This window comes from Cohnella laeviribosi DSM 21336 (assembly GCF_000378425.1).
GTDB classification, from domain to species: domain Bacteria; phylum Bacillota; class Bacilli; order Paenibacillales; family Paenibacillaceae; genus Cohnella; species Cohnella laeviribosi.
On record NZ_KB899810.1, the window covers coordinates 1 to 13,292 of the forward strand.

Annotated in this window: 12 protein-coding genes; 3 read left to right on the forward strand and 9 right to left on the reverse strand. The window is 58.2% G+C overall.

Translation table 11 applies throughout. The features are described from left to right. Nucleotides 1-243: integrase core domain-containing protein (locus F560_RS22270; RefSeq protein ID WP_019004110.1), on the forward strand; the 243-nt coding region annotated here is incomplete at its 5' end. Between the two features lie 202 nt (nucleotides 244-445). On the opposite strand, the gene F560_RS0102415 is transcribed toward F560_RS22270, so the two are convergent. The 4 genes from F560_RS0102415 to F560_RS0102435 form a co-directional block, all read right to left on the reverse strand. Continuing rightward, on the reverse strand, nucleotides 446-976 hold the full coding sequence (locus tag F560_RS0102415; RefSeq protein WP_019004111.1) for a DNA-deoxyinosine glycosylase: 531 nt from the start codon (nucleotides 974-976) through the stop codon (nucleotides 446-448). Between the two features lie 159 nt (nucleotides 977-1,135). Continuing rightward, the gene (locus tag F560_RS0102425; protein ID WP_019004113.1) at nucleotides 1,136-1,966 is read right to left on the reverse strand and encodes a carbohydrate ABC transporter permease; all 831 of its coding nucleotides are present in this window, start codon (nucleotides 1,964-1,966) and stop codon (nucleotides 1,136-1,138) included. Further along, nucleotides 1,966-2,847: a carbohydrate ABC transporter permease gene (locus F560_RS0102430; RefSeq protein WP_019004114.1), complete on the reverse strand. Its 882-nt coding sequence runs from the start codon at nucleotides 2,845-2,847 to the stop codon at nucleotides 1,966-1,968. The genes F560_RS0102425 and F560_RS0102430 overlap by 1 nt, the downstream gene beginning before the upstream one ends. A gap of 81 nt (nucleotides 2,848-2,928) precedes the next feature. Next, nucleotides 2,929-4,326, reverse strand: coding sequence for an extracellular solute-binding protein (locus F560_RS0102435; protein WP_019004115.1), 1,398 nt, complete (start codon nucleotides 4,324-4,326; stop codon nucleotides 2,929-2,931). 227 nt (nucleotides 4,327-4,553) lie between these two features. On the opposite strand from F560_RS0102435, the gene F560_RS0102440 reads away from it, so the two are divergent. Both F560_RS0102440 and F560_RS0102445 read left to right on the forward strand, forming a co-directional pair. Then, nucleotides 4,554-5,153: a histidine phosphatase family protein gene (locus tag F560_RS0102440; protein WP_245554798.1), complete on the forward strand. Its 600-nt coding sequence runs from the start codon at nucleotides 4,554-4,556 to the stop codon at nucleotides 5,151-5,153. A 1-nt stretch (nucleotide 5,154) separates the two neighbouring features. Continuing rightward, a complete protein-coding gene (locus F560_RS0102445) occupies nucleotides 5,155-6,387 on the forward strand; it encodes an aminopeptidase (RefSeq protein WP_019004117.1) in 1,233 nt (410 codons plus the stop codon). A gap of 217 nt (nucleotides 6,388-6,604) precedes the next feature. Here F560_RS0102445 and F560_RS0102450 read toward each other — a convergent pair whose 3' ends face one another. The 5 genes from F560_RS0102450 to F560_RS0102485 all read right to left on the reverse strand — a co-directional run bounded on the left by F560_RS0102450 (nucleotide 6,605) and on the right by F560_RS0102485 (nucleotide 13,170). After that, nucleotides 6,605-7,237 (reverse strand): fumarylacetoacetate hydrolase family protein, encoded by a 633-nt coding sequence (locus F560_RS0102450; RefSeq protein WP_019004118.1) that lies wholly within the window; start codon nucleotides 7,235-7,237, stop codon nucleotides 6,605-6,607. Beyond that, entirely contained in the window at nucleotides 7,234-8,001 is a 768-nt protein-coding gene (locus F560_RS0102455) for a glycerophosphodiester phosphodiesterase (protein WP_019004119.1), read from the reverse strand. Before F560_RS0102455 ends, F560_RS0102450 begins: the two co-directional genes overlap by 4 nt. A 101-nt stretch (nucleotides 8,002-8,102) precedes the next feature. Further along, complete coding sequence (locus F560_RS24120; RefSeq protein ID WP_156828870.1) at nucleotides 8,103-9,542, reverse strand: CapA family protein; 1,440 nt, start codon at nucleotides 9,540-9,542, stop codon at nucleotides 8,103-8,105. Between the two features lie 2,178 nt (nucleotides 9,543-11,720). Continuing rightward, nucleotides 11,721-12,044, reverse strand: coding sequence for an MGMT family protein (locus F560_RS0102480; RefSeq protein ID WP_019004124.1), 324 nt, complete (start codon nucleotides 12,042-12,044; stop codon nucleotides 11,721-11,723). 160 nt (nucleotides 12,045-12,204) lie between these two features. Continuing rightward, entirely contained in the window at nucleotides 12,205-13,170 is a 966-nt protein-coding gene (locus tag F560_RS0102485) for an ROK family protein (RefSeq protein ID WP_019004125.1), read from the reverse strand. Nucleotides 13,171-13,292: the final 122 nt, after the last annotated feature.

Consider the following 13,292-nt stretch of genomic DNA (forward strand, 5'->3'; position numbering starts at 1 on the left):
ATGATTGGCAGCATGAGTCGCAAGGGCAACTGTTACGACAATGCCTGCATCGAATCTTTCCACAGCGTTCTCAAGAAAGAGCTCATTTACCAAACGAAATTTAACACTCGTAAACAGGCGTATGATGCGATTTACGAGTACATTGAATTGGAGTATAACCGCATCCGTATCCATTCGTCGATCGGTTATCTGACTCCGTATTTGTACGAAAAAAGGTACTATGAGCAACTCCAGGCAGGATAAAAGTTGTGTCCACTTTCTTGACAGTGATCCACAGGACCGGCCGGGCGGAACTGCAGTTGCTATAACAGCAACTGCAGAACCCGTTCTCGCGTGTACCCCCGATTTAAGTGCCCAAACGGCAATTAAATCGGCATCGGCCCGCAGGACCGGCCGGCGAAAAGAAGATGGCCGCAAGCCGCTGCGAAGTGCTTACGCGAAGTGCTTACGAAGTTAGGGACAGAAACGGGGCCAGCGCTTCGCGCCATGCCCGCAGCCGCTCATCCAGCCCGCGAAATTGCGGAGTCGGAATCGGGCTGGTCGACGGCAGGCGGAGCACCGTCCGCTCCATTACCTCAGGCGCGGTCCCGAAATGGCGAAGCAGCACCGCATGCGACTGCGCCCCGTTGCAGGCCAGCACGGCGATGCCGGGGTATTGCCGGAGCAGCCCCGGAATGTCGTTCGGCACCGCATCGCGAATATCGCTGTCGAGGCTCCCCTTCCGCTCGCATGACGCGATGGAATCCCATAACGCGATCCCGTGCGCCAAGGCGAACCGAAGCCGGTCCTCGTAACGCTCGTGCGGCGCGGACTCGCCAAAAAGCGCGTAAACGATCCGCCAGAAATAGTTTCTCGAGTTGCCGTAGTATTGCTGCGCCTTCAGCGACGCGACCCCCGGCATGCTGCCCAGAATCAATACGCGGGAACGCCCGTCCGCCACGGGCGGGAACGAGCTGACTCTCGCACGGTCAGGCATCGCATTCACCTGCTTTCCATGAGAGCTTTCCCTTTATTATCGGCCGCCATCCCGCCCGAGGCAAATCGCCCGCGTTTCGCCGCCACTGCTTTCACCATCCCCTCCTTCACCATCCCCTCCTTCACCGCCCCTTCCGCAAAGAACCGGCGCCGGACCGCCTTACCCTTTTACGCTGCCCGCCGTAAGGCCTTCGATGATGTTTTTCTGAAGGAGCGCATAGAGGACCAGAACCGGGACGACGCTGAACACGATGCCTGTGCAGATAAGCGCATAGTTGGTCTGAAACGCGTCCCGAAAGCCGACCATGCCGGTCGGCAGCGTGCGCAGCGAGTCCTTGTTCAAAAAGAAATTGGCCAGCAAATACTCGTTCCAATTCCCCAGGAAATTCACGATGAACACGGTCACGAGCGCGGGCAGCGTCAGCGGCAGCAGAATCCGGACGAACAGGCCCGGCGCGCTCAGTCCGTCGACGATCGCCGCCTCTTCCAGCTCGCCCGGAATCGAGCGCATGAACGCCGCGATCAGCAGCACGCTGATCGGCAGCGCGCCGGCCGTATAGGGCAGAAACAGCGACCAGTGCGTATTCAGAATGCCCAGGTTGCGCACGAGCAAATATTGGGCGATAAACAGGACGTTGCCCGGAATCAGCATGCCGATCAGCACGAACTGGTAAATCCAGCGGCTGGCCGATTCGAATTTCATGCGCGTAAGCGCGAAAGCGGTAGCCGCGGCCAGCAGCACGCCCGCAACGGCGGACGACAGCGACAGGTAAAGGCTGTTCCAGAAATACACGCTGATTTTCGCCTTGACCCAAGCCTCTTTGTAGTTTTCGAACGCCCATATCTTCGGTAGCCCGAACGGCCTCGTCGCAATCTCGACGTTATTCGCTTTGAACGAGGACAACAGCACGAACAGAAACGGAACGAGGATGACCGCGACGTACGCCAACAGGACGACATGGGGAATGGTTTTTTTGATCGCCGCCGGCATCAGTATTCCAACCTTTCTTGTCTTCTGGCGAACAGAATCTGGTAAGCCGCGGTCAATACGAGCGCAAACACGAAAATGATGATCGCCAGCGCCGTGCCGTAGCCGTATTCCCCGTATTTGATCGCCTTGTTGACCATGTAAGAAGCCATCACTTCCGTCGCCCCCGCCGGCCCCCCGCCCGTCATGACCAGCACGATGTCCACGACCCGCAGCGCGCCCGCGATGGAAAGCATAATGACGACGTTGACGACCGGCTTGATCAGCGGCACCGTCAAATGCCATGCCCGCTGCGCGCCGCTTGCGCCGTCGATCCTGGCCGCCTCGTCGATCTCTTTCGGGATGGCCAGAATCGCCGCCAAAATCAGCACGATATAAAAGCCCATCCACTGCCAGGCGTTGGTGATCAGAATCGAAAGCATCGCCCATTTCGACTCCGCCAGCCAGTAAATCGGTCCCGCGCCGAACAGCTTGAGCAGGTTGTTGAGCAACCCCACGTCGGGATCGTAAATATAGCCCCACAAAATGCCGATGACCGAGGTGGACAGAATGGACGGCATGAACACGGTCGTTTTGTAGAAGCCCTGAAGGCGTTTGACGCTGCTGATCACCAAGGAAAAGACGACGATGAGCGGCACCTGGACGCAGCAGGAGAAAAGCAAAATATAGACGTTGTTCAACATGGAGGAGCGGAATTCGGGATCGCGGAAGGCGGTGGCAAAGTTATCCGATCCGATGAAGTTTGGCTTGTTCAGGCCATCCCAATCCGTAAACCCGTAATAAACGGACATGATCATCGGATAGATGAAAAACAGAAAATAAAGCGCGATCGTCGGAAGGATAAAGGCCACATAAACATAAGGATTGCGAAGCGCGTTTTTCATTGAGGATTCCCCCGCCGTCGTTTAAAGTCTGACGCGGAAGGAGCCGCCCGGACCGCGGGCGGCTCCTCTCTTGCTCCGGGCTTATTTCGCCGCGGCCGCGTTTTCTTCGTCCTGCACCTTCTGGATGGCGTCGGCCACCTGCTGCGGCGTCGCTTTGCCGGCAATGAGCTTTTGCAGCTGCGTTTCGGTCTCGGTATACACCTTCGATTGGACGACCGAGTCGAAGTGCGGGAACGTCACGCCCGCGCCGTTCAGCACGTCCAGCACCTGCTTGACGATCGGATCGCTCACCTGCGCGATGGATTCTTCCGACAACTTCATCGAAGGCAGCACGCCGTCCTCCAGCAGGCCGCGAAGCTGCATTTCGTCGCTGTACATGTTTTTGATGAACGCTTTGACGGCCTTCAGCTCGTTCTCGTTCATATCGGAGGAGAAGCCGTAGCCTTCGCCGTAGTTGGCGTTGACCGAAGTTTGGTCGCCTTTGCCGTTCGGCAGCGGCGGCAGCGAAACGAACGCGACTTTGCCCGCGACGGCCGCGCCGACGGCGTCGTTCTTGAACGCCGAGGAGCGCCACGAGCCGTCGAACATCATCCCCGCCTTGCCGGCGACAAAATCGTTCAGCATATCGCCGTATTCCTTGCCGAGCTCGCCTTTGGTGAAGTAGCCTTTATCCACCCATTCTTTATACAGCGTGTACGCGGCCACGACGTCCGGCGAATTCCACTTGCTGGCGCCTGTCGTAAAGCCCGTGATCGTCTCCGGTCCGGCCAGGCGGCCGATAAACGTGTTGATCGTCATGTTCGGCACCCATGCGCCCTTGGAGCCGACGGCGAACGGCGTAATCCCGTTTTCCTTCAGCGTGTCGGCGGCCTTGATCAGATCGTCCCAGGTCGTCGGCGGATTCAGGCCGTATTTTCCGAAAATTTCCGTATTGTAAAAAATGCCTTCGGTGTTGCCCCCGATCGGCAGCCCGTATACTTTGCCGTCGACCGAGAACGGATCGAGCACGTTGAGGAATTTGTCCTTGAGGCCAAGCTCCTCGAGAATCGGCGTCAGATCGAGCAGCCGTCCGGCTTTGGCGTATTTCTGCGTGTCGCCCGCGCCGCCGAAGATGGACATGATTTTCGGAGGATTGCCCGCGGCCATCTCGGCCGGCAGCTTCGTGAACCGGTTGACGCTGTCTTCCACGCCGTCCAGCTCGAATTTCAGGCCGGGCACTTCTTCTTCCGTTTTCTTGACGACGTCGTCGAGAATCGCTTTCCTGAATTTCTGCGGCTCGCCGATCTGGATATGGCGAAGCGACATCGTGAAATTCTCCGCCTTGGCCGGCGAGGGGGACTCGCTCGGGGAAGCCGGCGGGCTTTCGCTGGCGGGAGAGCTGCCGGAAGCGGCCGGCTCGTTGCCTCCTCCGCCGCATCCGGCCAATAACGCGGCTAACGCGACCGCTGCGGCCAGGACGGAAGTCAGTTTCTTTTTCACGCTGGGGACCCTCCTAAAGGATAAAATGGGTTTTCTTGCTACATCTTTATTGTAAAAGCTAACGCCGCCAAAGAAAGTGCGTCATTCCCACAAAACAGGGATACAATCGTCTTGCAAGAGCCGTCATGTTGAAATGAATCCGCAAATGGGCTATCATTCCACATAAAGCCAGCGTTGGCGATGACTTTGAAGCGCCTCGCCAGTTGCGCGCGGAAGGCGCGGCCGTCATGCCGCGGAAAAAGCGAAAACCAACCGGGAAAGGCGGAAACAAGCTGAAAATCGGACTGATTCGCCACTATCGGGTGCTGAAGGCGTTGCCCCGGGGCGCGCTCGTTACGGGAGAGGAGCTTCGGCGCTGGTTCGAAGAATACGACGAAGCGGATATTGAGCCGGGGAACGCCGCGCTGCACGATTCGTCCTGGGCCCGATGCTTTTCCAGCGATATGCCCAGAGCGGCGAAAACGGCCGGACACCTCTATCGGGGCGAAATCCGCTACCTTCCCGAATTGAGGGAAATTCCGGCACCCGCGTTCCGCAGCGGGCTGAAGCTGCCCGTTCCGCTATGGTTTGCGCTGCTCCGGACGGCCGGATGGCACAACCGCAAGTCGCGCGGGGATATTCGGGAAGCCAAGCGGCGCGTCGAGCGCATCGTCGACCTGGCGCTGGCGGAGCCCCAACAAGACACGCTGATCGTCAGCCACGCGGCGGTGATGTTCTATCTCCGCAAAGAGCTTGTGCGCAGAGGCTTCAGAGGACCTTCCTTTCAAATCGCGAAAAACGGCAAACTGTATGTGTTCGAGAAGAAAACCGAAACGGAGGAAACATGAGATGCCATCGTTTCAAGAGAGGCTGAGCCGCTATGCGGACCTGATCGTCAATGTCGGCGTTCAGCTTCAACCCGGGCAAAAGCTCGTCGTCAACGCCGCCCTGGACGCGGCCGAACTGGTGCGCGAAATCGCGCGCAAAGGCTACGAAGCCGGCGCTTACACCGTCAAAGTGAACTGGTCCGATGATGCGGTCAACCGCTTGCGGTACGAATTTGCGCCGAACGAGGCTTTTTTGGAGGAACCGAAATGGTATGCCGGCGAGATGCTGGAGCTGGTTGAAAACAACGCAGCCGTCGTCAGCGTCGTATCGTCCGATCCCGATCTGCTCAAAGGCATCGACCCGGAGAAAATCGCGAACCACCAGAAAACGTACGGCAAGGCGATGGCCAAGTACAGGGAATACGCGCAGTCGGACAAATTCAGCTGGTGCGTCGTCGCCGCTCCATCCCAAGCATGGGCCGCCAAGGTATTTCCGAACGAGCCGGAAGACCGGCAGGTGGAGAAGCTGTGGGATTCGATCTTCAAAGCGGTAAGAGTCGACGAGGACAATCCCGTGGCCGCCTGGGACCGGCACATCCGGACGCTCAACGAAAAGGCCGATTATTTGAACGCCAAGCAATATGCGAAACTGCACTACGTCGCGCCCGGCACCGATCTGTTCGTAGGGCTGCCCGAAGGCCACATTTGGGTCGCCGCCGACAGCGTCAACGAGAAGGGCACGAAGTTTGTGGCGAATATGCCGACCGAAGAAGTGTTTACCGCGCCGCATGCCGAACGCGTCGACGGATACGTGTCCAGCACCAAACCGCTCAGCTACGGGGGCACCGTGATCGACGGCTTCAAGCTGACGTTCGAAAACGGCCGCATCGTCGGCGTTGAAGCGGAAAAAGGCGAGGAAACGTTAAAGAAGCTGGTCGAGATGGACGAAGGTTCCCATTACCTCGGCGAAGTGGCGCTCGTCCCGCACCGCTCCCCGATTTCGGAATCGAACATTCTCTACTACAACACGCTGTTCGACGAGAATGCGTCCAACCACCTGGCGATCGGCAGCGCCTACGCCTTCTGCCTGAAGGGCGGCAAATCCATGACGCAGGATGAGCTCAAAGCCAAAGGCCTGAACCGCAGCCTCACCCATGTCGACTTTATGATCGGCTCGGCGGAGATGGATATTTTCGGCGTCACCGCGGACGGAAAGGAAGAACCGGTGTTCCGGAAAGGCAATTGGGCGTTCTGAGCCAAAAGGCGAGGAGCCTCTCTCCCGCAGCATTGCTGCGGGGAGAGGCTCCTTTGCCGTTCGGCAGGCGCGTTCGCGCCGGCGGCATCGCTGCGGCTCCGCGCGCCGGGAGAAGCCGGCTTTATTGCCGACCAACCGGACAGCCGGCAAGACGGTACAGCCGCCTTGTGCGGCGGCGCCATGCGCGCTTTCGCGGCGCGCGTCTGCGGCCGCTTGCTCAAACAAGCCTCACTTTCGCGCTGCCGACCTCGCGGCCGTCCCAGGCGAGCGTCAGCTCGTCTCCGTCGCGAAGGGCGCCTACGCCCGCCGGCGTCCCGGTAAACAGCACATCGCCGGGCCCGAGGCCGTAGCGCTCGCCGATAAAGGACGCCAGTTCCGCAAAGCCGAACACCATGTCCCGAATGTTGCCCCGCTGCGCCTCCCTTCCGTTGATGCGCAGCGTGAAATCCCGCCGGGCCAGCTCTTCCTCGCCCGGATAGGCTTCCCATCGGCCGAAGCCGGCCGAGTTCCGGAAGCCTTTGGCCGAAAGCCAGGGCCAGCCCTCCGCCTTCAGCCTCTCCTGCTCGTCGCGAAGCGTAAAATCGAGTCCGACGGTAAAATGCGAGACGACGCGGTCGAGGGAAGCGCCGCGTTCATAAGGCTGCCCGAACAGCAGCACCAGCTCCGTCTCGTAATGGACGGAGCCCTGCGTGCCGGGCAGCGCGACCTCCCCTTCCCAGGAAACGGCCGCATGCGTCGGTTTCGTAAAGATCAGCGGCGTCTCCGGAACGGCATTGCCCAGCTCGGCGGCGTGCAGCCGGTAGTTTCGTCCGACGCAATAAAGGTTGCGAATGGGAATAGGCGCATTCATGCCCGGCTTCCTGCTCCTTCCTGTACCGCCGCCAGCCAGCGGTCGGGGTAATTGGTGCAAATTTGAAAAGGCTGCGGCATCGCGACCAGCCGCGACAGATCGCGCCGGTCGTTCACCGTCCAGGCCATGATGCGGATGCCGGCCGCTTCCGCCTCTTTCAATAGCGAAGCGTTCACCGACCGGTATTCGATCGACAGGTTGCTTGCGCCGAGGGAACGCAATTTGTCCATGAGCCTTGCCGACCGTTTGTCGACAATGAGCCCAGTCTCGACGACGGGCAGATGTTTTTTGGCGGCGGCAATAAGCGCCGGGTCGAACGACGTGATGACGACGTCGCGCTCCAGACAATAGCGGCGGATGAGCTGCGTTACGTTCCGCGCCAGGCGGTCCTTGTCGGGCCCGTCTTCCTTCAGTTCGATATTCAGGCGGCAGCGCCCGGCCGCAAGCGCCAGCACCTGCTCCAGCACGGGTACCGGCTCGCCGGCGTAAACCGGATGGAACCAGCTTCCGGCGTCCACCCTCGACAGCTCCCGAGCCGTCCGGTCCCGGACCCTCCCTTTGTCGTTGGTCGTGCGGTTCAACGTCGAATCGTGAATGACTACGGGAACGTCATCCTTGCTCAGATGAACGTCCAGCTCGAGCCAATGGACGGCCGGCTCGCTGATGGCCAGGCGGAACGCCGCCATCGTATTTTCCGGCGCGCCGCCGGACCAACCCCGATGCGCCACGCACGGATGAAGAAATGCTCGTTGCCACGGCTCCATCGATGGTTCTCTCCCTTCGCCGAGAAGTGGGCAGGACGTTTTCCGCGCTGCGGAATCGGTCCTTTGCTTTGCGCCGTTTGCCAAGCAGAGCGGCTTCCGTTTTAGGGCGCCGCGGCGGCCGCGCCGGACGGCGCTGCGGCCGTTTCCGGCAGCGCGGACGCCCTCGGCGTTTCCGCCGGCGTCTTCGGCGCTTTGCCGGGCGCGGGAACAAGGTTCCCCAATTCATCCACATCGGCGCGAATGGACAAATCGGACAGCCGGGACAGCAGCAGTTGGGAATCGATCGGCACCATCGGCGCCGGCTGCGATTTTTCGGCGAACATCGGCACAAAGGAAAGGGCGCACTCCCCGTTTTTGCCGCATTTCGCGTTCAACACCCCTGTCTGTTGCGTCAGCGTATTGCCGTTGGACGTAAAGACGAAATTGCCCAGGCTGTACGCAATCCATTTGCCCTTGTAATGTTCGAACCCTTGCAAAATATGGGGATGGCTGCCGATCACCAGATCGGCTCCGGCGTCGATAAACGCATGGCCCCGTTCCGTCTGCCGCAATACCGGCCGCTCGTTCAGCTCCTCGCCCCAGTGAACCATCACGACGACGACGTCCGCAAGCTTTCTTGCCGCCTGTATGGCCGCTTTGGCGCGGGTCAAATCGTAGGCTTCGGCTACGCCCGGATGGTTTTTGTCCGCCTTCCAGGTGGTGACGGGAACGATGTTCGTTACCCCGATATAGGCGACCGTCATTCCGTTGCTCTCGATGTAAACGGGCGTAAACGCCTCCTCGTCGTCCCGCCCCGCGCCGACATGCCGAATGCCCGCGTCGTCCAAATGATCCATCGTGTCGCTCAGGCCTTCCCATCCCTGATCCAGCGTATGGTTGTTCGCCAGCGTGACGACGTCGAAACCCGCATTTTTCAGTCCCGCCAAATATTCCGGTTTGCCCTTGAATACGTACTTTTTGTCCTCCGCCGGCGTGCCGCGAAGGGTAATCGGCGTTTCCAGATTGCCGGCGGTGATGTCTGCGGCTTCCAGAATGCTTTTGGACGCGGCGAACGGATAGTCCACACCGTTCTTGTCCATCAGCTCCCCTACCCGTGCAGCCGGAAGCAAATCGCCGACAAACGCGAGCGTCACGGCAGCCGTCTTCCCGTCTGCCGGGACGGCGGACGCATTTCCCGGAGCTTCTCGGGAAGGTTCGGCGCCCGCAGCCGCGTCGCCATCATCAGTCGGCTGCGGAGATTCGCTCACGGCATCGGCCGGTTCCGCGGATCCGTTCGCAGCATCGGCAGGTTCCGCATATTCGCTCGCGGCTCCTCCGGCATTCTGCGGCGATCCGGCCGGCGTCTGTGCCGCCGGTAGCGCTCCGCTTTGGCCGCCTTCCAAAGCTCCGCCGGCTGTCCGTTCTCCGCGGTCCTGCAGCCACGAAGCGCCCCATATTCCGCCCACGATAACGATGGCAACGATAAGCGTCAAATTTAAATAAAGCAGCATGCGGGCGCGCCTTCGCAACCTGCGTCTCGTCTGGGTACGGGAATAAGGCATGAACGTTCGTCTCCCCTTTCCATTTCATGCCGTCATTATACCATACGCATGCTGGGCCGCCGACTTGTTTTTCTTGGCGATATTATCGGGCATTCCCGTATGGCGGAGAGGCCCGGACGCAACGCCGGCCGCCATGAGACGGCCCCGCTCTCTTCCTTCTTTTTTCCCGTTGTCTCGCCCTCATTTTTCGTCTTGTTCCCGGTTCGCCGCAATATCCCGAACGGCGTTCAAGCGGCAATTTTTTCGTACGTTGCCCGTCGTCGGGAGCCTGGCGGCGTTTTCGCCCCCCTTTGCCCTGTTCCCGGTATCCCATTCGCTCAGGATTGTTTCTAACGACAAGCAGGCCTGGGTCTCGCCTTTTGCAGTAGAAGATTTGTTTTTTCCGTTTACCCTGGCTCGTTTTCTTACGCGAAGATGAAATGCAAATACGGGGCTTGACAAACAATGTTCACGGCAGTTGCTTCAAAAGCAATTGCAGGACCGGCTTCCCCTTTTTCAGCTCATGCAATTGCTTTTACGGCAATTCAAGGCCAGGCCGTACAGCGTTTTGGGCTTCAAACGGGTTGCAGTTGCTGCTATAGCACTTAGACCGCACCCTTCCGCAGAAAAGGCCATTGCAGTTGCTATAAAGTCACTTATTTTAATTGGGGGGTAACTTGGTTCGGAGCCAAGGTGTTCGTCAGCTTGGTGAATGTTTCTCATTCCTGGAACGACACGATTCATTTTGCAGGTCTATTTAATTGTAAAATAAAATCAATAGTATGCCGCCTTTCCCACAAGTATTGGAATAATGAGAAAACTTAGGGAAGTGAACGTTAAAAAACAAAAACCGGCCTGTCCGGCCGGTTCAAGATTTAGAATCAGTTGATTATGTTGAAGCTCCGGGCGAGAGAAGATGGACCTGCTAAATATTCAATTCCTTCGTTCGGATGGGCAAATAGCATCAAATTTTGTACACCTCCGAAGCCCCGATTATCCCCTTTAAAATATAATATTTAATAAATGTCTTATAAGTAAATCCGTAACTTTTCTCGACCGTGGCAAGAACATTGAACTCTGAATCCGGATGCAGTTCCCGGGTACCAACAACTTTAATAATGCTATAGGGTTTAAAGGACATCTCGTTTAATTTCTCGTTCGACAAATCTAGCTTCTTGTCAGTTAAGGAGGTTGAAAACGTCCCCATTCAACGTGATAGAGTTGGCAGTCGTCGATTTTGCTTGAATTTCAAGAGCACCATTTAGACCGGCAGGAGTCGATTCTGCTTGAACATCGTTAGGGTTTTGGGCGGCATTTACCGAACCCATTATTAAGAAGAAAAATGTAATTTAGTTTTATAGTAAGGTATTTCTATTTAATAATATACTAATAAAGAAAAATATGTAAATAATTAGGAAAATACGGCGAAAGGGTTTTTACGCCATGGGAAAGAGACTGTTGGCTTGTGTCATCACTATCGCACTGTTATTCATCGTTATGGTTCTGAATGCAAGTGATGAGTCGTCGTCTCTTGCTTCCTTCTCCAATACGTATGTAATAGGGACTGCGATTGTTCAACTGTCGTTTTTTTATTTCTTTATCGCTTGCCCGATTTCGGTGTTTGTTGATAACATCTTGCATCGAAGAAATCCGTCTGGCAAAGCGCTGATATGGAAACGAGGTCTGGGTCATACCGTATCGGGAATCGTTGTCGGTTGGCTTCTTTCCTATCCTCTGAATGTGCTTCCCGAGTACCGATTGAACTTTGTAGCCGGTTGCTGCTTACTTATGCTCCTTATGTTGGTTATCGATATGCTTCTTTCACTTAGGATACGAAAGTAACGACAACTTAGAGGAAGATAGCCGAATGAAAACAAAAAAGGATCTGCCATGCGCTGGTTCCCCTTGACGCTTGCCCGGGTGCAGAGAGTGTGTAGTTGGAGTCCGGAGGACAGCTGCGTTATCACACAACAACTCGTTCATATCAATGTCAACCCTAGAGATAACCTCGACATCCTTCTTGATAATGGTTAACACGTTTCTCCTTCCAAATGGCAATAACCCTATTTAAGGCTTGCTGAACGATAAAAAATCCAGTAACCACAAGGGTTTGAGGCTCGTTTTGTCGAATTTATATGTACGGAAATATAAGAAATCGGGATAAAAACCGTGCACATGGAGGATGACGATTGCGCACGGTCATATGTCGGCCTCCCATTCCGGTTCGTGAAGATAGCGCGCCAGATCCACCCGTCCGCTGCCGTCCAAAACGATCCCTTCCTGCCTCAAAAGGCGCATCTGCGTTTTCCGGCCCGCCTCGTCCGGTATCGCGATTTCTCCCTTGGCGTTGACGACCCGATGCCAGGGCAGCCGGTGCTTGCCGCTCAGCGAATGCAAAATCTGCACGACTTGCCGCGCGCCTCGCGGACTGCCGGCACGACGGGCGATTTGTCCGTACGTCATAACGCGGCCTTCGGGTATGCTTTGAATGAGTCGTATAACCTTTAACGTAAAAGGCTTCATCGTTCTCTCCCGTCCGCTATGTCTGTTCGCACAAAGTATAACACACCGGGAACCTGCCGGGGCCCTCCCGCGGTCCTCTAGCGGCGAGGGCGCGAGCCGCAAAAGAAGCGAGCCCGCGATCCTCGGCAGCGAGGGGGCGGGCTCGGGTGCGGCGCGAGCGTCAACGGCTCAGCAGGCTTTGCGCGTACGCCGCGCTGCCGATCAGTCCGGCATCGTCGTCCAGGCTGCCGGGGACGATGCGCAGCCGCTCGCGGTAAAGCGGGTGGACGCGCCGCGAGACTTCTTCGCGCAGCGGGCCGAACAGGATATCGCCGGCCGCGGCGACGCCTCCTCCGACGATCACGACGTCGGGAGAAAGCAGGATGACGGCCGGCGCAAGCGCGAGCGCAAGCTTCTCGGCGGTATAGCGGTAGATGGAAAGCGCGAAGTCGTCGCCGTCCACCGCGGCCTGCCAGACGTCTCGGGCGGTCAATTCGCCGCGCGACGAAGGATCGGGGAAGCGCTCCGCGAGCAGGCCGCCCCGTCCGGCCGCAAGGCCGTCTTGTGCCTGGCGGGCGATTCCCGTGGCGGACGCGATCGTCTCGAGGCAGCCGGTCATGCCGCAGCCGCACGTATACTGGACTCCGTCCATGATGACGTGACCGATCTCCCCGGCCAGTCCCTCCGCGCCCGTATGAATGCGCCCGTCCGTCACGAACGCCGCGGACATGCCGGTGCCGAGCGTAAGGCCGAGCACATGGCGGTATCCCGCTCCGGCGCCGCGGATCGTTTCCCCGTACACGATCATCCTCACGTCGTTCTGAACCGCCACCGGCACGCCGAGCTTGCGGGACAAGAGCTGCGCCACCGGGGTACCGGACAGCGGCAGGTTCGCCGCCGTGACGGTTCCGTCCTTTTCGTTCATGAATCCGGGCAGACCGATGCCCACCGCCGCAAGCGAGCCTTCCGCGATTCCCCGCTCGCTCAGCAGCTTGCGCGCCAGTCCGGCCAGCTGGTCCAAGAAGCCTTCCGTCCCCGAAGACTTTTCCGTCGGCGTTTTGAGCTTGGCGAGCAGAACGCCGTCGCCATCGAACAGCCCGGCCACCACGTTGGTTCCGCCTACGTCAATGCCTATCGTATACGTCATTTTGTCCATGCCTCCACTTGTGTCCCGACAAGGAACCGTTCGGCAAGCCCGTTCTCCGCACGGCCGGGAGCCGATCCTGACCGGCGGGACGCCCCGGAGCCGCAACTTTCCGGCAGGACGCC

What these genes read in the sequence shown, in the direction of transcription:
- F560_RS0102440 (WP_245554798.1), top strand. Translation starts at nt 4,554, where the DNA reads ATGCCGCGGAAAAAGCGAAAACCAACCGGGAAAGGCGGAAACAAGCTG.
- F560_RS0102425 (WP_019004113.1), bottom strand. Translation starts at nt 1,966, where the DNA reads ATGCCGGCGGCGATCAAAAAAACCATTCCCCATGTCGTCCTGTTGGCG.
- F560_RS24120 (WP_156828870.1), bottom strand. Translation starts at nt 9,542, where the DNA reads ATGCCTTATTCCCGTACCCAGACGAGACGCAGGTTGCGAAGGCGCGCC.
- F560_RS0102415 (WP_019004111.1), bottom strand. Translation starts at nt 976, where the DNA reads ATGCCTGACCGTGCGAGAGTCAGCTCGTTCCCGCCCGTGGCGGACGGG.
- F560_RS0102485 (WP_019004125.1), bottom strand. Translation starts at nt 13,170, where the DNA reads ATGACGTATACGATAGGCATTGACGTAGGCGGAACCAACGTGGTGGCC.
- F560_RS0102430 (WP_019004114.1), bottom strand. Translation starts at nt 2,847, where the DNA reads ATGAAAAACGCGCTTCGCAATCCTTATGTTTATGTGGCCTTTATCCTT.
- F560_RS0102455 (WP_019004119.1), bottom strand. Translation starts at nt 8,001, where the DNA reads ATGGAGCCGTGGCAACGAGCATTTCTTCATCCGTGCGTGGCGCATCGG.
- F560_RS0102445 (WP_019004117.1), top strand. Translation starts at nt 5,155, where the DNA reads ATGCCATCGTTTCAAGAGAGGCTGAGCCGCTATGCGGACCTGATCGTC.
- F560_RS0102450 (WP_019004118.1), bottom strand. Translation starts at nt 7,237, where the DNA reads ATGAATGCGCCTATTCCCATTCGCAACCTTTATTGCGTCGGACGAAAC.
- F560_RS0102480 (WP_019004124.1), bottom strand. Translation starts at nt 12,044, where the DNA reads ATGAAGCCTTTTACGTTAAAGGTTATACGACTCATTCAAAGCATACCC.